Annotated in this window: 17 protein-coding genes; 11 read left to right on the forward strand and 6 right to left on the reverse strand. The window is 36.0% G+C overall.

Annotated elements, in window-relative coordinates; genetic code table 11:
• Positions 1-124 precede the first annotated feature (124 nt).
• Positions 125-1,456 (reverse strand): cbb3-type cytochrome c oxidase subunit I, encoded by a 1,332-nt coding sequence (locus tag OZP12_RS18550; protein ID WP_281226564.1) that lies wholly within the window; start codon positions 1,454-1,456, stop codon positions 125-127.
• Between the two features lie 11 nt (positions 1,457-1,467).
• On the reverse strand, positions 1,468-1,902 hold the full coding sequence (locus OZP12_RS18555) for a c-type cytochrome (RefSeq protein ID WP_281226565.1): 435 nt from the start codon (positions 1,900-1,902) through the stop codon (positions 1,468-1,470).
• Positions 1,903-2,336: 434 nt separating this feature from the next.
• Between OZP12_RS18555 and ric the strand changes: the two genes are divergently transcribed.
• From ric to OZP12_RS18600, 9 genes are all read left to right on the forward strand, one after another.
• A complete protein-coding gene (ric, locus tag OZP12_RS18560; RefSeq protein ID WP_281226566.1) occupies positions 2,337-3,068 on the forward strand; it encodes an iron-sulfur cluster repair di-iron protein in 732 nt (243 codons plus the stop codon).
• Between the two features lie 31 nt (positions 3,069-3,099).
• Positions 3,100-5,205, forward strand: a complete 2,106-nt coding sequence (locus tag OZP12_RS18565; protein ID WP_281226567.1) for a ribonucleoside triphosphate reductase — start codon at positions 3,100-3,102, stop codon at positions 5,203-5,205.
• 125 nt (positions 5,206-5,330) lie between these two features.
• Positions 5,331-5,498 (forward strand): anaerobic ribonucleoside-triphosphate reductase, encoded by a 168-nt coding sequence (nrdD, locus tag OZP12_RS20590; protein WP_349293558.1) that lies wholly within the window; start codon positions 5,331-5,333, stop codon positions 5,496-5,498.
• Positions 5,452-6,168, forward strand: a complete 717-nt coding sequence (locus OZP12_RS18575) for an anaerobic ribonucleoside-triphosphate reductase activating protein (protein WP_349293559.1) — start codon at positions 5,452-5,454, stop codon at positions 6,166-6,168. Before nrdD ends, OZP12_RS18575 begins: the two co-directional genes overlap by 47 nt.
• 48 nt (positions 6,169-6,216) lie before the next feature.
• Complete coding sequence (locus OZP12_RS18580) at positions 6,217-6,681, forward strand: hemerythrin domain-containing protein (RefSeq protein ID WP_281226568.1); 465 nt, start codon at positions 6,217-6,219, stop codon at positions 6,679-6,681.
• A gap of 65 nt (positions 6,682-6,746) precedes the next feature.
• Positions 6,747-7,958, forward strand: coding sequence for a hypothetical protein (locus tag OZP12_RS18585; protein WP_281226569.1), 1,212 nt, complete (start codon positions 6,747-6,749; stop codon positions 7,956-7,958).
• Positions 7,955-8,404, forward strand: a complete 450-nt coding sequence (locus tag OZP12_RS18590; protein WP_281226570.1) for a CopD family protein — start codon at positions 7,955-7,957, stop codon at positions 8,402-8,404. The genes OZP12_RS18585 and OZP12_RS18590 overlap by 4 nt, the downstream gene beginning before the upstream one ends.
• Positions 8,405-8,552: 148 nt before the next feature.
• Entirely contained in the window at positions 8,553-8,987 is a 435-nt protein-coding gene (locus OZP12_RS18595; protein WP_281226571.1) for an RrF2 family transcriptional regulator, read from the forward strand.
• A gap of 120 nt (positions 8,988-9,107) precedes the next feature.
• A complete protein-coding gene (locus OZP12_RS18600; protein WP_281226572.1) occupies positions 9,108-9,851 on the forward strand; it encodes a DUF3667 domain-containing protein in 744 nt (247 codons plus the stop codon).
• Between the two features lie 43 nt (positions 9,852-9,894).
• Here the strand turns inward: OZP12_RS18600 and OZP12_RS18605 are convergent, their stop codons facing one another.
• Positions 9,895-11,718 carry a hypothetical protein gene (locus OZP12_RS18605; protein ID WP_281226573.1) on the reverse strand — a complete coding sequence of 608 codons (1,824 nt, stop codon included), beginning with the start codon at positions 11,716-11,718 and terminating at the stop codon, positions 9,895-9,897.
• Positions 11,719-11,979: 261 nt separating this feature from the next.
• Here OZP12_RS18605 and nadA point away from each other — a divergent pair, with 261 nt between their 5' ends.
• Positions 11,980-12,906, forward strand: coding sequence for a quinolinate synthase NadA (nadA, locus tag OZP12_RS18610; RefSeq protein WP_281226574.1), 927 nt, complete (start codon positions 11,980-11,982; stop codon positions 12,904-12,906).
• A 2-nt stretch (positions 12,907-12,908) separates the two neighbouring features.
• Positions 12,909-14,447, forward strand: a complete 1,539-nt coding sequence (gene nadB / locus OZP12_RS18615) for an L-aspartate oxidase (RefSeq protein WP_281226575.1) — start codon at positions 12,909-12,911, stop codon at positions 14,445-14,447.
• Positions 14,448-14,506: 59 nt separating this feature from the next.
• Here nadB and OZP12_RS18620 read toward each other — a convergent pair whose 3' ends face one another.
• The 3 genes from OZP12_RS18620 to mnmL form a co-directional block, all read right to left on the reverse strand.
• Positions 14,507-14,998, reverse strand: coding sequence for an SRPBCC family protein (locus tag OZP12_RS18620; protein WP_281226576.1), 492 nt, complete (start codon positions 14,996-14,998; stop codon positions 14,507-14,509).
• Positions 14,999-15,105: 107 nt separating this feature from the next.
• Positions 15,106-16,635, reverse strand: coding sequence for a glycosyltransferase family 39 protein (locus OZP12_RS18625; RefSeq protein WP_281226577.1), 1,530 nt, complete (start codon positions 16,633-16,635; stop codon positions 15,106-15,108).
• Between the two features lie 121 nt (positions 16,636-16,756).
• Complete coding sequence (gene mnmL / locus OZP12_RS18630) at positions 16,757-17,794, reverse strand: tRNA modification radical SAM protein MnmL/YtqA (RefSeq protein WP_281226578.1); 1,038 nt, start codon at positions 17,792-17,794, stop codon at positions 16,757-16,759.
• Between the last annotated feature and the right edge of the window lie 201 nt (positions 17,795-17,995).

Below are 17,995 nucleotides of genomic sequence, written 5' to 3' on the forward strand. Positions count from 1 at the left end.
AAAAATTTAAGAGAGAGATGAATCAAAACATTATTTGTTTATTCATTTTTTTGAAATTGGAATTTATTCAGACAATGACTTAAATTCCAAACCAACCACTAAAGACTATTAATTACTAAAAAAATTATGCTCTTAAGGCTTCGTCTGTCGGACGGCCGTATTTTATGAAATCGTAAACAAAAAGACAGATTCCTGTGGTGAACATCGTAGCGCAAATCAACAATACCACAAAGTGAATACTGATTTCATTTTGTACGACCATGAATTCCATTTTCATTTTTCGCTCCAAATAAACCTGTGCCACACCAGCAACTCCAAAAGCAACTGTCATTCCTAACATACCAATATTAGATAACCAAAAAGCTGCCATTCCAGTTGGGCTTTGATATCTTTTACGGCCAGTTACATTTGGCAATGCATAACTGATTATAGCCAAAACAATCATCGCATATGCACCCCAGAAGGCGTAGTGTCCGTGCATTGCCGTAACCAAAGTTCCATGTGTGTACAAGTTAGTTTGTGGCAGAGTATGTGCGAAACCAAGTAATCCTGCTCCAATAAAAGAAACGATGGAAGAACCTATTGTCCAAAATAAAGCAATTTTGTTAGGATGGCTTTTTTCTCCCTTGCGGTACATATTCACAGCAAATAAAGCCATTGCAAGGAAAGCCAAAGGCTCTAACGCTGAGAAAATCCCTCCAACGATCAACCAAATTTTGTTTACACCTATATAATAATAGTGGTGTCCAGTTCCTAAAACTCCTGAAAGGAAAGTCAACCCAACGATTACATACAACCATTTTTCGATTACCTCTCTATCAACACCAGTCAGTTTAATTAATAAATAGGAAAGAATACCTCCCATAATTAATTCCCAAACACCTTCAACCCACAAGTGAACAACCCACCAACGGAAAAATGAATCCATTACCTGGCTGTCGAACCAAATCATTCCTGGAAGATATAATAAGGCAGCAAACAACAATCCCATACTCAATACTAGTGCCGTTGTAGTTTTGCGTTTTCCTTTGAAAAGTGTTCCTAAAATCAAGCCTAGAAACAATAATACATTGACAACAACCAAGAAATCAAGCTCTCTCGGAATCTCAAGGAATTTTCTACCTTCCCAATGATTAAAGTGAAAACCAACAATGGCAATTACTCCGACAACTGCAAGGGAAATCAATTGCACATAGGCCCATTTCACACTTATCAATTCGCGTTGTGCTTCTTCGGGAATAATATAATAGGCCGCTCCCATAAAACCGGTCAGCAACCATACAACCAATAAATTAGTATGCACCGCCCGGGCAACATTAAAAGGGATAATTTCGTGCAACCCCTGAATACCTATTCTATCAAAGCCCATGATAAAACCATAGACAATCTGTAGTGAGAACAGCAGCATACACAGTGCAAAAAACCAATAGGCTACTTTTTGTGATTTATATTTCATAGTACTTTTTTTTAATTATTTTCTTTAGCTAATGGCGATACAATGCGGTCAAATCCGTTCAAATCAATTTTCCCGATCCATTTTAAATAGGCCACAACGGCATCGGCATCTTTTTCATTCATATTATAGGCAACCATTTTTCGGCCGTTTGGTGACCACGGCACAGGCGACATCAATACGGCCTTAACATAACCTTCTCCTCTACGATCGATAACTTTGGTTAATTCTGGAGCATAATAGCCTCCTTCACCCATAATAGTGTGGCAACCCATACAATTGTTGTGTTCCCAAATTTCTTTTCCTCTCACTACTTGTTTGTCGATAGCCTTGTAATTCGTTTGATCATTTCTGGGCATAAACGAATAAATAGTCAATCCGATAAAGATTAAAAAGGTGACCAATGTTCCTCCCAGAAAAAATGCCCGTGCTTGTGATTTTGAAAGCATAATAATCTGTTTTTGTTAGTTAATAAAATTGTTAATTTTAAATAAAGGATAAAGTTATCTTTTATTAAAACGCAAATATAAAAGATATTTTTGTCTTTTATTATAATAAATGTCATTTATTTTAATTTTTTTTCTTCTTATTTATTTTACACCATAATATATAATAGGTATTAAAAAAATGAAATTTCGACAAGTTTTCAACATCAAAATGTTCTTAAGTCAGTCCCAAAATATGATAAAAATCATGTTCCAAATTTTCAATTAGTCGTAAAATTACATAGACAAAAAAAGCAAACTCCCCAAATCTCATTGTTTTAGCTTTCAATAACTTATAAAATTTTGAAATAATAAATTTTATTAAGGATAAATTTGTCTTTTATTGTAAAAACACCTATTTTTGTGCTTATAAATTTTTAAAAATTAAAAACAACATTATGGAAATTTTAGAGAAAACAACAATAGGTGAATTTGTGGCAAAAGACTTCAGAACGGCAGCTTTATTTTCCAAATATGGAATTGATTTTTGCTGTAAAGGGAACAGAACTGTAGAGGAAGTTTGCGAGAAAAAAGAGATTACTCCAAGTGAATTATTACAAGAAATTGAAGCTATTTTATCGTTAAAAAGTGAATCTGGAATTGATTATAATTCTTGGCCAATCGATTTATTAGCCGATTATATCGAAAAAACACATCACCGTTATGTAGCAGAAAAAACACCAACACTACTTCAGTTTTTAGACAAATTAAGTAGAGTTCACGGAGCAAATCATCCGGAGTTGATAGAAATAAACGAACTCTTTAAAGGTTGCGCCGGAGAATTGGCAATGCACATGAAAAAAGAAGAACTGATTTTGTTTCCATTTATCAAAAAAATGGTCAATGCTACAATTTCGGACGAATTACTTGAGCAGCCTCATTTTGGAACGGTAGAGAACCCAATTGCCATGATGATGCACGAACATGATGCCGAAGGGGAACGTTTTAGAAAAATTGCTGCATTGAGCAACAATTACACGCCACCGGCAGACGGTTGCAACACTTACAAAGTAACATTTGCAATGCTTCAGGAATTTGAAGAAGACTTGCACAAACATATTCATTTGGAAAATAACATTCTATTTCCAAAAGCAGCTAAGCTCGAAAAAGACTTTTCGGCTCAACAATAAAAAAAAATATAAACACTAAAAATCAACAACTATGGGAAATTACGTAATCAAGCGAAATGGCAAATACAAGCCATTTGAAAGTTATAAAATCAAAGATGCTATTGAAAAAAGTTTCAAAAGCGCTTCAGTAGTTGTTGATGAAAGTGTTTATAACAGCATTATCATCCAGCTTGAAGCTGAAGAAGTATGGTCTGTCGAAGAAATTCAGGACATGATCGAAAAGAAGCTGTATGAAAAAAAGTATTTTGATGTAATGCGATCGTTCATGCTGTTTCGACATACCCGAAAATTACAGCGTGAGCATATAGCAGGACTGAATGATGACACTACTTATGTAGACAGCACTCAGACCATTCAGGAATATATTGAACAAACCGATTGGCGTATCAATGCCAATGCCAATACTTCCTATTCAAATGCCGGATTAGTAAACAATGTGGCCGGAAAAATCATTGCCAATTATTGGTTGGATAAAGTATATTCCAAAGAAGAAGGTTATGCCCACCGCAATGGAGATATCCACATTCACGATTTGGATTGTCTCACAGGTTATTGCGCTGGCTGGAGTTTGCGTGTGTTGCTGAACGAAGGCTTCAACGGTGTACGAGGGCGTGTGGAAAGCAAACCTCCCTCCCATTTTAGGGAAGCTTTGGGACAAATGGCTAATTTCCTTGGAATTTTACAAAGTGAATGGGCGGGTGCACAAGCTTTCAGTTCTTTTGACACCTATCTGGCACCTTATGTTTTCAAAGATAATTTAGGATTCGAGGACGTTTTAAAAGCGGTCAGAGGTTTTGTTTACAACCTGAATGTTCCCGCACGTTGGGGGCAATCACCATTTACTAATATCACTTTGGATTGGATTGTTCCTGACGATCTAAAAATGCAAATTCCAACCAAAAATGACCATCATATATTTGAACTCAATAAAAACAAAGATTTATTAAGTAGAGCAAAAGAAAGAGGAGTAACCAAAGTAACCGACTTGCGTTATGAGCATTTCCAAAAAGAAATGAACCTTATCAATAAAGCTTATTATACTGTAATGACTGAAGGCGATGCCAATGGACAGCCTTTCACCTTCCCTATTCCGACGGTGAATATTACCGAAGCTTTTGACTGGGATGGAGAAAACACCGATTTGCTTTTTGAAAATACTGCGAAAATTGGCTCTTCCTACTTCCAGAATTTCATTGGAAGTCAATATATTTTAGACGAAAATGGCAATCAGATTGAAAATGAGAATGCTTACAAACCTAATGCCGTTCGCAGTATGTGCTGCCGTTTACAGTTGGATTTACGAGAGTTACTAAAACGTGGCAATGGACTCTTTGGAAGCGCTGAAATGACTGGAAGTATTGGTGTAGTAACCATCAACATGGCACGTTTAGGTTATCTTAATAAAGGAAATAAAGGGAAATTATACGAAGAATTGGATCATCTTTTATACATAGCCAAATCGACTCTGGAGAAAAAGAGAGTATTTATCCAAGAGATGTACGACCGCGGATTGTACCCTTACACAAAACGTTATTTGGAACATTTCAGAAACCACTTTTCAACTATCGGGGTGAACGGAATGAATGAAATGATAGAAAATTTTACTAACGAAGAAGACAATGTAACCTCTGAAACCGGGATTGAATTTGCCTCAGAAATTCTGGATCACATTCGTAATAGAATGAAAGAATTCCAGGAAGAAACAGGAAATCTATACAACCTGGAGGCAACACCAGCCGAAGGAACAACGTATCGTTTTGCCAAAGAAGACAAAAAACGTTATGACGACATTATTCAGGCGGGACAGGAAGAGAACATTTATTATACTAACAGCTCGCAAATTCCGGTAGATTTCACACAAGATCCGTTCGAAGCTTTAACATTGCAGGATCAATTGCAGTGCAAGTACACAGGAGGAACGGTTTTACACCTTTATATGAGCGAAAAAATAAGTTCACCCGAAGCGTGTAAACAATTTGTCAAAAAAGTGATTACCAATTTCAGGCTGCCATACATTACCGTAACACCAGTATTCAGCGTATGTCCAATGCATGGTTATTTGAACGGGGAACACGAATATTGCCCAAAATGTGATGAAATCATTATTGCCGAAAAAGCAAAATTTATTGAACTATAAAAAAAGTTTTAAAATGGTTTAAAGTTGTTTAAAAAAAGTTTAATACGGTTTAAACTCTTAAACAACTTTAAACCTTAAACTAAATTAATCCCTTAAACAATTTAAACTTTAAACCCTTAAAAGCTATGAAACTAACAACCAATCAGATTTTAGCAGAAAATCAAGAATTGCGCACCAAATGTTTGGTGTACACACGCGTAATGGGCTATCATAGACCCGTAGAAAGTTTTAATATTGGAAAGAAAGGTGAACACAAACAACGAACCCATTTTACTGAAGGAAAGTGCTGTTAGACCCATTTATAGCCTAACACCTTTTACCTTATTGGACTATCCGCACAAATCAGCTTGCATCCTTTGGTTTGCAGGCTGTAATATGCGGTGTGTCTATTGTTACAATCCCGAAATTGTTTTTGGGAAAGGAATTATTTCATTCGAAAACGCAATCCAATTCCTAAAAAGCAGAAAAAATCTGCTAGACGCTGTTGTTTTTAGCGGTGGTGAATGTTTACTTCACAGAAAAAGTGTCGCTTTCATTAACGAAGTCAAGAATATGGGATTCTTGGTCAAAATTGACACAAACGGCTCGCAACCCAAAATACTCAAAGAACTCATCGACAAAAAACTTATCGATTATGTTGCATTGGATTTTAAAGCCATGCCGGAAAACTTCGAAAAGATAACACAGTCAGAACTTTTTATTCCGTTCGAAAAGTCACTACATTTATTGCTTGAGAGCGAAGTTCCATTTGAAGTGCGCACAACGGTACATTCCGATTTATTGAAGAAAGATGATATTCGACAGATGATTTCCTATTTGGAAAACATCGGTTATTTAGGAAATTACTATATTCAGCATTTTAGGAATGAAGCGCCAACCATTGAAAAACTAGGGCATTCGTTCAGGGATTTGGAAAACGAAAATCTTTCAACAGAAAAAATCAAGGTGCATTTTAGAGGATAGTCCCTAAAACCAAATTCATTATTTTTATAATGCTTAAATTTTAATCAAATGAAACCAACTACACCGATAAAAAGAGCCCCTGAATTAAAGCCATTTAGTCACGACCATCATCATGCTTTACTTCTTTGCTGGAAAATTAAAACCGGAATGGCGAAAAACATCGAACTGGAACGCATTAAGGAATACGTTAATTGGTTTTACCAAAATCATCTTCAAACGCATTTCGAATTGGAAGAAAAATACATTTTCCCCATTCTTGAAGCAGACAATGAGCACATTCAACAAGCATTGAAAGAACACAAACGTTTAACTGATTTATTTGAAACCACTTCAGATCTAGAAACAAATTTAAAAAGTATAGAGAAGGAACTTGAAGCTCATATTCGTTTTGAAGAGCGTATTTTATTCGCTGAAATTCAAAAATCTGCAACAAAAAAACAATTGGAAATAATTGAAGAAATTCATTCCAAAGACGCTTTTGTAGAAAATGAAAACGCAAATTTTTGGAGCTAAATTAAACCTACAATCTATATTTAAACCACTTTTGTTTACAAAACAAAAAACAGCCAAAATCAATAATGAGAAAACATTGGATATTAATTTGCTTCGCTAATTTTTTCATCGCTTCGCTAATGGGATTATTGCTCCGATGGATGTATGTTTCCCCGATTGAAGGAGTCAATTTTCAGTTTTTGATGCACGGGCATTCGCATGTTGCAATGCTGGGCTGGGTGTATATGATGCTTTATTGCTTGATATTTTACTCTTTTATCCCTGAAAAAGCACAAGAAAAACCCATTTACAACAAATTATTTTGGGTAACGGAAATCGCAGTAATCGGAATGATGATTGATTTTCCTGCCCAGGGATATGCTTTTGTGTCGATACTGTTTTCAACTTTACACATATTTTGCAGTTACTATTTCTGTTATTTAATTTGGAAAGACACTAAGTCAATTTCATTTCCCGAAAAGAAAATGTTACGCACGGCTTTATTTTTTATGCTGTTATCTACCGTTGGCGTTTGGTGTTTAGGGCCGGCAGTAGGACTGGCTGGAAAAGCAAGTGCCATTTACCAAATTGCGATTCAGTTTTTCCTTCATTTTCAGTTTAACGGCTGGTTTCAGTTTGCGGTTTTAGCATTATTTTTCAAACAAGCAAAACTAACATTCGACGAGAAAAAATTTAAGGTAATCTATAACCTGTTTGTAAGCGCAACAGTATTAACATTGGCTTTACCGGTAAGCTGGTATTTGTCTAATCCTATTTTTCATTGGATAAATGCAATTGGTGTGGTATTGCAATTGGTTTCGGCTGTTCGTTTTATCCAAATTGCCAAACCGCAATTACGCGAGTTCTTCTCCAATCTTTCTCCTTTGATAAAAACCGTTTACGGATTTGCTTTATTTTCATTGGCTTTAAAAATTATCATCCAATTGGTTGTTTTAATTCCAGAACTGGCACAAGTTTCTCACGAGATTAGGAATTTCGTCATTGGATATATTCATTTAACAATGTTGGGAATTATCACTGGATTCTTGTTTGGATTTGCCTTTCAAAATAATTTTCTAAATCCGAAAAATGGAATTCAGAAATGGGGAATGATTCTATTTCTAGTAGGATTTGTGGCAACTGAAATCCTTTTATTCCTTCAAGGTATTTGGCTGTTTTTGGACAAAGGATCACTTCCAGATTATTATCTAAATTTATTTTTGTCAAGTATCTTTTTGCCTGTGGGACTTTTGATGCTGACAGTCGGCATTTTTAAACTTAAACCAAAAATTATATGAGCCATCATTTATTATTAATCATTCATCTTTTGTGTGCTTCTATTTGGGTAGGAGGGCATTTGTTGCTGGTCTTTGGCCATTTGCCACAAGCACTCCGGGAGAAGAATCAAAATATCATTCTAAACTATGAAAGAAAATACGAGCCGGTAGGAATGACTTCGCTGGCATTACTGGTAATAACAGGAATCCTGATGGCCTACAAATATGGTGTAAGCATCGAATATTGGTTTCAATTTTCGACACCAATAGAAAAAGTAGTTTCAACCAAACTGCTTTTGCTTTTATTGACAGTACTTTTTGCATTGAGTGCGCAATTCAGAGTGTTGCCAAAACTGAAAACCAATCCCGATAAATTACCCGAAATGACTTTTCATATCCTATCAGTTACTATAATTGGAGTTTTAATGCTTGTTTTGGGTTCTTTTGTGCGTTTTGGGGGGCTTTGATTTTGTAAATGATTGAAAAATTTTGTTTTTTTTCAGTTTCAACTTATTGGACGAGACTAAGCAAATTTTTTAGCAAAAAACAACCTAATCATATCAATTATCACTATCTATTTTGAAACTAATTTCTTAATTTTGAAAAAAATATATTATGTTTTCCAAAACCTGTGAATACGGCATCCGTGCCACGATTTTCATAGCTTCACAATCTTATCAAAACCAAAGAGTGGGGCTAAAAGACATTGCCAAAAAAATTGATTCCCCCGAAGCTTTTACGGCCAAAATTCTTCAAATATTGTCGAAAGGCAACATCATTAATTCCGTTAAAGGAGTTGGTGGAGGCTTCGAAATCCCGAGAGAGACAATGCGGGAAGTTAAACTCGCACAAATTGTAAATGCCCTGGAGGGCGACCGTGTTTTTACGGGATGCGGTTTAGGACTGACCAATTGTTCTGACGACCACCCCTGCCCGATGCACGAAAAATTCAAATCCATTAGAACCGAATTGGCTAATATGCTCGAAAATACCAATCTAGAAGAATTGGCAATGGGAATTAAGTCGGGGGATACTTTTTTGAAATATTAAGTCCATTTTAGGTTCCAAAAATATTATCATAAATAATTTAATTTACTGTTCGATAATTCCTTTATATTTACTCTAAAATATTTAATTTCAATTTTTTATGAAGATTAAAAAATATCGAAAATGAATATCACATGTAAAAACTGCCATCAAACTTTCAAAGGACATTATTGCGGTAATTGTGGACAAACAGCCGAAACCCACAAACTCAACTTACATTATTTATGGCATGATATCCAGCATGGGTTATTCCATTTTGACAGCGGAATAACCTACACGGCCAAGCAGCTATTCACCAGACCAGGACATTCAATTCGCGAATTTATTGAGGGGAAAAGGGTTAAACATTTCAAGCCCATTTCGTTGATAGCAATTTTGGCAACTGTTTATATTACTTTAATTCATCTGTTGCATATAAACCTGTTTACAGAAACAGAACCAAGCGCAACTTCTGATTATTCGATAGCAATTGAAAAATTCAAAGAATGGTCTATTTCACATTTTGCTTGGATAACGTTACTCAGTATCCCGTTGCACACCATTGGCACCAAAATTTGTTTTAGAAAACAAGGTTATAATTTTATCGAATATTTTGTGCTCAACACTTACAAAGCTGCCCAAAAATTATATATTTCGATACTGTTTATTCCGTTAGTTTATTATTATAACGGTACTCCGACCATAGCAGTATTAACAAATATAACACTGCTCATTGATTTTGTCATGTATTTTTGGACCAATGTTCAATTTTTCAATCGTTTGTCAAAAATTAAAACTTTCTTTTTGACTCTATTAACTCATCTGATATTTTGGATCATTGCAATTTTAATTACCATCATTGCGATACTAATTCTGAACAAAGCGTAGAGCAAAAAAAAAGGCTTGAAATTCATCAAGCCCTTTTCGGTTTTTAAACTGCAACAGCAACTTCCTGTTCAGGAATACAAAGATCAAAGAGTTCGTCTTTATATTGTTTTAATTGCTTTTCGATGTTTTGTTTACTTTTCTCAAACCAATTGTTATTTGCAATTAATGATTGGTAATATTCAATCCCTTCGTTCAGATTACTTTTGAAAGCTTTCAGTTTTTTAACTTGTGCAGCCGTAATCTGATCAGAAAAACTATTGATTTCGTTTTTCAGATAATCCATATACATTTTCAACTCGTTGATGATCACATTTGGACGTTCCTTGTTACCAAGTACAGAACCGTTTCCGTAAATGTGCTTTACCATATCCAAAAGCGAAACTTCTTTGTCAAAATAAGCCAAATTTGGCCCTGGACAAATAACCACCCCTTGAGGCTGCCCTTTTATTTTTATATTATTTTCAAGATAAGAAGCGTTTGCCAAACCTACGCAAAGACATGCTTTCTCCGTAATACTGTTTTTTCTTCTGTTAAAAGCTTCTTTGGTCAATGAATCTTTTTCAGCATTCAACTCTTCCAGTTTTAAATCCTGATATTTTTTTGAAGCCGGACACATTCCCTTTGGCCCATATTCTTTACTCAAAGCCAAATATTTCTTAGGACAAGAGCTTCCCGCTTTATCATCCTGAATACGTTTTTGTTTGTAAAATTCATTCGTAGTTCCTTTCACCGCATTAAACGGAATTCCAAGAGGTGAAATATGGCTCAAATAAAAATCATCTTCTTTCGCTTTTTCTAATAATTTTCGGGTTTGAGGATCAACAGAAGTCGCTTCGGGAACCAATAAAAATGGTGATCCCCAGCCCACAGAATCCACTTGATAATGTTCCAATAAAAAGTCGTGCTCTTCGGCAGTACCAACACCACCTTGAACTGTAATTTTCAATTCGAAAGGTTTTGCAGGAACAGGCATTCCTTTTAATTCCAATGCTTTTACCATCAACTCATGAGCTGATTGAATTAATTGCTCTTTCTTTTGTTTAAATTCTTCCAAAATTGGCCCCAACAAATAACCGTCAGTAGCAAAAGCGTGTCCTCCGCAGTTTAGTCCAGATTCAATTCTGTATTCAGAAACCCAAAGTCCTTTTTTCGCCAAGAAATTACCTTGAATCATCGCCGAACGAAAATCGCTCACTTTCAGGATAATTTTCTTTTGCAATTTATTATCTGCATCTGGATAAAAAACGGGGAAATTCTCAAAATAAGCATACAATCTTGGGTTCATTCCGGCAGAAAGCACCACTGATGATGACAAATTACTGTTAGCAAAACCACGAAGCGAAGCATGTGCATCATTAAACTCAACCGGTAATTGCTGGTTTTTGTTAAAATTATCCTTATCGACTTTTGTCATGATATTGACATCGATTTCTCCGGGAGCAAGGTGCTCTTCAATGTATTTTTTGATGGAATCCTTAAAAGTAATTCCTTCATCAATAAAGTTTTGCAATCCTTTTTTGATCTCCGATTTATTAGGCAACATAGCAATGTAATTCTCCAAAGACTGCTTGCTTTCGGTCAATTCAACTTTAAATTTTTCGAATTTATCTTTTACGATAGTATCCATCAAATTCAAATACGAAGTAACTCTTTCAGCACGGTAATCATGAATCTTCTCGGTGATTTCCTGATATGGTATTTTGAATTTTTCACTGTAAAAAGCGTTCATTTTTTCCATCAAATCGTCATCAATAATGGAAACAACGGAGGTGATTCCATATTGTGCCACACGTATCGGACTATCAATTGTATAGCCCAATCCCATCACCGGAATATGGAAATTATGCAGTTGTTTATTAGTAGTCATAAAATGTAAAATTGGTTTAATTAACTTTTATGCAAATATCACCATACAAATTCGCTTAAAACCTGATAAATATCATATCTAAACGAAACATATTCCATTAAATTCGCAGGTTGCAAAACCCTTAAAGCACGCTTTTTTTTAACAAAAACTTTTTTTTTGAAACTTTTAGAAAGCTTTCGAAGATGCGAACCTTCAAAGTTTTGCCTTATATTTGCATAGAATTAACCTTCAATTAAAAAACACTATTAAAGTTTTTAAAAAATGAAAAGTCTTAAAGAGCGTATATTGGAATTAAAAAAGGAGAAAAATGCGGTAATCTTGGCGCATTATTATCAGGAAGCCGATATACAAGATGTGGCAGATTATGTAGGGGACAGCTTGGGATTATCTCAGGAAGCAATGAAAGTGGATGCCGATATTATCCTTTTCGCTGGAGTTCATTTCATGGCCGAAACTGCCAAAATATTAAACCCAACTAAAAAAGTAATTCTGCCCGATTTGAAAGCCGGCTGTTCACTAGCCGAGTCTTGTCCTGCAGATACATTCAAAGAATTTACAGAAGCTCACCCCGATCATATCGTAATCACTTATGTAAACTGTTCTGCTGAAGTAAAAGCATTGACAGATATTGTGGTTACTTCGTCCAATGCGGTTAAAATTGTAGAATCTATCCCTTTGGACAAACCTATCATTTTTGCGCCGGATAAAAATTTAGGAAAATATGTTATGGAGAAAACCGGTAGAAAAATGTTGCTTTGGGACGGTTCCTGTGTGGTTCACGAAGCATTCTCACTGGACAAACTGGTGGCTTTGTACAAACAAAACCCTGATGCCGAAATCATAGCACACCCTGAATCTGAAACACATATCCTAAAAACTGCCAACTATATTGGTTCGACAGCAGGAATGATCAATTATGTTAAAACCAATCCAAGCAACAAATTTATTGTCGCTACTGAAGCGGGTATTTTGCATAAAATGAGACAGGAAGTTCCAAACAAAATCCTTATTCCGGCACCTTCAAACGAAGACAATACTTGTGCTTGCAGCGAATGTGGATACATGAAAATGAACACTCTGCAAAAAGTGTATGACTGTCTGCTAAACGAAACTCCGGAAATTGATGTTCCGGATGACATCAGAGAAAAAGCGCTAATCCCTATCGAACGCATGCTCGAATTATCTTAATAATGATTAAATCCAATTATTTAGTTATAGGTTCCGGAGTAGCAGGGCTTACATTTGCACTCAAGATGGCCAATCGTTTTCCAGAGAGAACCATTACCATAATCACAAAAGCAACCGCAGACGAATCCAACACCAAATATGCTCAGGGTGGCATCGCCATTGTTACTGACAAAACGGAAGATTCATACCAAAAACATATTGAGGATACCCTCATTTGTGGAGATGGCTTGTGTGATGAAACGGTTGTAAAAATGGTAGTCACCGAAGGACCAAAACGCCTGAAAGAACTCATAGAATGGGGTGCCCAATTTGACAAAAATGCCAAAGGTGCTTTTGATTTGGGCAAAGAAGGAGGCCATTCTGAAAACAGAGTGGTACACCATAAAGACCAAACTGGTCATGAGATTCAGCGCGCCATTTTGGAACAGGTAAGACAAAAAGAAAACATTACTGTTCTCGACCATCACTTTGCGTTGGAATTAATAACAACCGAAAATCGTTGTATAGGTGCGTATGCCCTTGACGAAAAAACTAACGAGGTTATCACCTATCAATCGGATTTCACTTTATTGGCCACTGGAGGTATAGGACACTTATACGGTCACACTACCAACCCAATCATAGCAACAGGTGATGGAATCGCAATGGCGTATCGTGCCCATGCTGCCATTCAGGATTTGGAATTTATTCAGTTTCATCCAACGGCTTTGTTCGACAAGAGTACAGGTTCTAAATTCTTAATATCCGAAGCAGTTCGTGGTTTCGGAGCGCGTTTAAGAACCAAAAAAGGGGATTTCTTCATGCAACATTATGACCCAAGAGGAGATTTGGCTTCCAGGGACATTGTTTCGCAAAGCATCGATTTGGAACTCAAAAAATCGGGTGACGAATGTGTTTATTTAGATTGCACCCATTTGGATATGGTAGGATTCAAAAACCATTTCCCAATGATTTATAAACATTGCAAGAATATTGGCATTGACCTTGAAAAAGATTGGATTCCGGTTGTTCCTGCCCAACATTATCTGTGCGGCGGAATTGTGGTTGACATCAATGGAAAAACATCGATAGAAAATTTATTTGCCTGTGGCGAATGTTCGAGAACAGGTCTTCACGGCGCCAACAGACTAGCTTCAAATTCTTTATTGGAAGCTTTGGTTTACTCGGATAAAGTATATCATTACTTAGCAGATAATCCCTATATCGAGCCAAAAACTGCCAGCACAATCCCTGATTGGTCAAACAAAAGCAAAACAAAAATCGATTCTGAATACATCACACAAACCAAAGCAAAACTGCAGTTGTTAATGCGTCAGAATGCGGGAATCGTTCGATTTGATTCAGATTTACTCAAAGCCAAAGAAACACTCAAAAGCTTACAAAACGAAATTGACGATAAAATTCAAAATCATTTAGCTTGCAAAGATTTATACGAATTGAATAATATGATCGATATTGGAAATCTTATTGTTCAACAATCCATTGATCGTAATGGAAATTGTGGCGGATTTGTAAAATATCACTCAAAAGACATTAAATAATTACATTGAAACAAATAAAAAAGTCCCTCGACAATAAAGTTGAGGGCTTTTTTATTCTTTTATTTTGTTGAAGCACTAAATTTCCTTTCGTCTTCCGTGGTAGGTTTTCCGGTAGCATTTGGATTACCTTTTCCTGTGGTGATTAAATTCTTTAAACTTTGCTGAATGTATTGCGTCCAAGCATTACTGCAAATATCATAACACTCAAATTCCGGCACTAATCCATGATGTGTAACACGAATTTCTGTTTTACCATCTTTCTCGGAGATTTCAAAACTCATTTTGGTTCCCGTCCACTCGCTTCTGTCTTTGGTAAACTTAAAATAATTATACTTCACATACCAAACCACTTTTTGGTTCGGGATCACTTCAATCAGTTTGATTTGACAATAATGAACATCTTCATAATGATAGGTAAATTCATCATTAAGTTTCTCGGTATCGCCTTCAATTTCTTCTGACCACCATCCGCGAACATTTCTAATGGCATTAAATGCCACTTCGGGAGTTTGGTCAACTAATAACACAGTGGTAAAATCTGATGTCTCCATTGGTATATGATTTTAAAATTTCGAATACCAAATATAATTCTAATTATCAATTAGTTATATATTTAAGTAAAGATTTTAGATACCTGGATTTTCTTCTTGAATTGAAATTATTCCTGATAATTTTTCTTTCTTTCCATTTCTTCTTTTATTCTTTTGTTGACATCCACTTTGGCTCCCCGCAAAACATAAATCGAAATTTCGGACTCTCTGGCAAACTTATTGATTCTTTTGCCTGCCAAATACACCGTGTCAAAAATCGGAATTTCTCTTTTCCTTTCTTTATCATCATCGTCACCCTCTTTTACCAAAATAACATCTTTTATTTTCTTGTCCAAAGGAATCCAATTAACATAATCGGCATTGAAGGAATGGGCAATTACTTTTTTATTTTTAGAGTAATAATTAATTGCTCCGGCCTGCCCGTAATTATCACAAATGATTATTGTATGTTCCAAATCAGGTAAGGTCGAAGCGACAGAATCTACTTTCACGGCCAGTTCTTTCCAACCCAACATATCAGCAAAATCCTGTGGCAATAAGTGATCCTTGCCGTCTTCCCAACGAAGCAAACCAAATTTCTGATACGGTTTTGCGTGACTTGCAATGTATTCGGGGCTTTTGTTTGGAAAAAAAGCATTGTACAATGGAATAAAAAACAACAATGGCAACAAAAACAAAACTGGCTGTAAGTACCTCTTCCAACCTTCTTTCAACTGATTTCCCAGATAAACAGAACCGAACGAAATATAAATTGGATAAAGCCCAATGGCATAATAATCTTTGGCTTTGAAGTACATAAAAACGGCTAGCGTAAAAACAATACTCCAAAAGAACGGTTTGTATTTTTCGAACGGTTTATACAAAAACAGCGCAAGCCATCCACATACAATAACGAAAAAGGAACCGATAAAAAAGAGTAATTGTGATTTTAAAAAGCCTAATCGATCTACATAAACCAACTGCGTATCGGCCAATTCTTTTAAATGATGAATCACCGGAAAGTTGTTTACATATTGCCAATAAAGATTTGGTGCAATAAGTAATAATCCCAAAATAAACGCTAAATATAATTTGGGTTGAGCAAAGATTTTACGCTCTTCTGTCAAAACAAATGCAGGTAGCAATCCAATGATCAGGAAGCCAATATTGTATTTGTTCAGAAATCCAAACACAAATACTATTGCTCCGATAAAAAGCCATTTAGTATCTTTAGAATTGAGGTATTTGATTAAAACAAAATATAAAGTCGTCCAGCACAATATATCAAAAGAATTGGGCTGATACAGTGTATTTATCCTTAATAATGCCGAAAAAAACACCCCGATTGCTCCCAAAATCAAAGCAAACAAACTTCCATTGAGTTCTTCGATTGCTTTCCAAACCACCACAATGGTCAAGGCGCCAAACAATGCAGGAAAAAATTTGACCCAAAAAACCGAATTCCCTAAAAGATAAATAATATAGGAAATCCAGGAAGTAAATGGCGGTACCGATAGATATCCCCAAGCCAAATGGTGGCCCTGATCTAAGTGCAAATATTCATCTCGTTGTAAATCGTAGTCAGAGCTTATTAATGAATATTGTAAAACAAATTTGAAAATGATAAAACCTATTAAGAGAATTGCTTTTTTGGTCATTGGTAGTGGTTTGTATTAGATAGGACAATATAGTTAATTTCTTTTATACTATACTGATACTCTTACAAACTATCCATAAATTGCACTTAATTTTAAAAAAAATGGCAAAAAAACACTCTTTCTAATTCCCTTTGTACTGCGAACCTTGAATAACTCCCCTTTTTTCGATCGTGGAGTCGATGTAATGTTGAATTTCGGTTTTTTTGAGACCCCAATTTGGGGCGATGAGCAAGTCCCAATCAGAAATTCCAAACAGGCGCTGAATAACAATATCAGGACGCAAGAGCGGAATTAACTCGCAAAGCAAATCGGTGTATTGTTCCAAAGTGAAGAGCGGGAACGGATTTCGCTTGTAATGTACGCCCATAATCGAGCCTTCGACGATATGCAGATGATGGAATTTGACAAATTTTATTTGGGGAAAACGGTTGATTTCGGCGATATAATTGAGCATCATTTCGCGGGTTTCCCACGGAAATCCAAAAACAGTATGTACGCACAAATCAATCGGACTGTCTTTTAACAGCTCCACTGCGGTAATGAATTCGGCATGGGTACAACCTCTGTTGATTTTCAACAGTGTTTCGTCATACATCGATTCCATTCCCATTTCGAGATCTACATCAAAACGGTCGCAATAACTTTCGAGTAAAGCCACTTTTTCGGCATCAATGCAATCAGGACGAGTCCCTACCGAAAACCCAACAACCTCATCAGGATTGAAAGCCAAAGCACGGTCGTAAATATTTTTCAGATAATCTACATGGGCATAAGTATTGGTATTCGGCTGAAAATAGACAATGAATTGATCTGCCTTGTATGACTTTTTAGCACGCTCCATCCCCTGAAGCAATTGATCTTCTATCGTGGGTGCTTTTCTTGAAATATCGGGTGTGAAGGAATCAACATTACAATAGGTACAACCTCCATAACCTTTCAGTCCGTCACGGTTGGGACAGCTAAAATTACCATCGACAATTACCTTGAAAACTTTCTTCCCATTGTATTTCTCGCGGAGATGGGTACCGTAATTGTTATAACCTTTTTTGCCAGATTCTTTTTCTTCATTCATTTCGCAAAGGTATCCACGATTATATGGCGCCGAAATGACTTTTGTCAGGTATTTTGGAGCAGAAAGATTTGTTATTTTAGGAAACATTGGTCCCGCTATCCGTTACAATCTTATAAGCCGAACCCCGGCTTATAAGTATTTTCACTTCACACGAGCGAAGCGAACTGACGAAGTAATCGGGGCTAAAAATCAACATTTTATTTTCATAATCTGCTTTTCATTACTTTAAAATAAATCCATTTTATCTGCGTTAATCAGCGACCCCGAAAGCTTTCGGGGGCGTGCCAC

It is taken from the genome of Flavobacterium aquiphilum (assembly GCF_027111335.1).
In the GTDB taxonomy this organism is placed as follows: Bacteria; Bacteroidota; Bacteroidia; order Flavobacteriales; family Flavobacteriaceae; genus Flavobacterium; species Flavobacterium aquiphilum.

Bases quoted from the DNA above. Each gene is read 5' to 3' on its own strand.
- OZP12_RS18550 (WP_281226564.1), bottom strand. From the start codon at position 1,456: ATGAAATATAAATCACAAAAAGTAGCCTATTGGTTTTTTGCACTGTGT.
- OZP12_RS18555 (WP_281226565.1), bottom strand. From the start codon at position 1,902: ATGCTTTCAAAATCACAAGCACGGGCATTTTTTCTGGGAGGAACATTG.
- ric (WP_281226566.1), top strand. From the start codon at position 2,337: ATGGAAATTTTAGAGAAAACAACAATAGGTGAATTTGTGGCAAAAGAC.
- OZP12_RS18565 (WP_281226567.1), top strand. From the start codon at position 3,100: ATGGGAAATTACGTAATCAAGCGAAATGGCAAATACAAGCCATTTGAA.
- nrdD (WP_349293558.1), top strand. From the start codon at position 5,331: ATGAAACTAACAACCAATCAGATTTTAGCAGAAAATCAAGAATTGCGC.
- OZP12_RS18580 (WP_281226568.1), top strand. From the start codon at position 6,217: ATGAAACCAACTACACCGATAAAAAGAGCCCCTGAATTAAAGCCATTT.
- OZP12_RS18585 (WP_281226569.1), top strand. From the start codon at position 6,747: ATGAGAAAACATTGGATATTAATTTGCTTCGCTAATTTTTTCATCGCT.
- OZP12_RS18590 (WP_281226570.1), top strand. From the start codon at position 7,955: ATGAGCCATCATTTATTATTAATCATTCATCTTTTGTGTGCTTCTATT.
- OZP12_RS18595 (WP_281226571.1), top strand. From the start codon at position 8,553: ATGTTTTCCAAAACCTGTGAATACGGCATCCGTGCCACGATTTTCATA.
- OZP12_RS18600 (WP_281226572.1), top strand. From the start codon at position 9,108: ATGAATATCACATGTAAAAACTGCCATCAAACTTTCAAAGGACATTAT.
- OZP12_RS18605 (WP_281226573.1), bottom strand. From the start codon at position 11,718: ATGACTACTAATAAACAACTGCATAATTTCCATATTCCGGTGATGGGA.
- nadA (WP_281226574.1), top strand. From the start codon at position 11,980: ATGAAAAGTCTTAAAGAGCGTATATTGGAATTAAAAAAGGAGAAAAAT.
- nadB (WP_281226575.1), top strand. From the start codon at position 12,909: ATGATTAAATCCAATTATTTAGTTATAGGTTCCGGAGTAGCAGGGCTT.
- OZP12_RS18620 (WP_281226576.1), bottom strand. From the start codon at position 14,998: ATGGAGACATCAGATTTTACCACTGTGTTATTAGTTGACCAAACTCCC.
- OZP12_RS18625 (WP_281226577.1), bottom strand. From the start codon at position 16,635: ATGACCAAAAAAGCAATTCTCTTAATAGGTTTTATCATTTTCAAATTT.
- mnmL (WP_281226578.1), bottom strand. From the start codon at position 17,794: ATGTTTCCTAAAATAACAAATCTTTCTGCTCCAAAATACCTGACAAAA.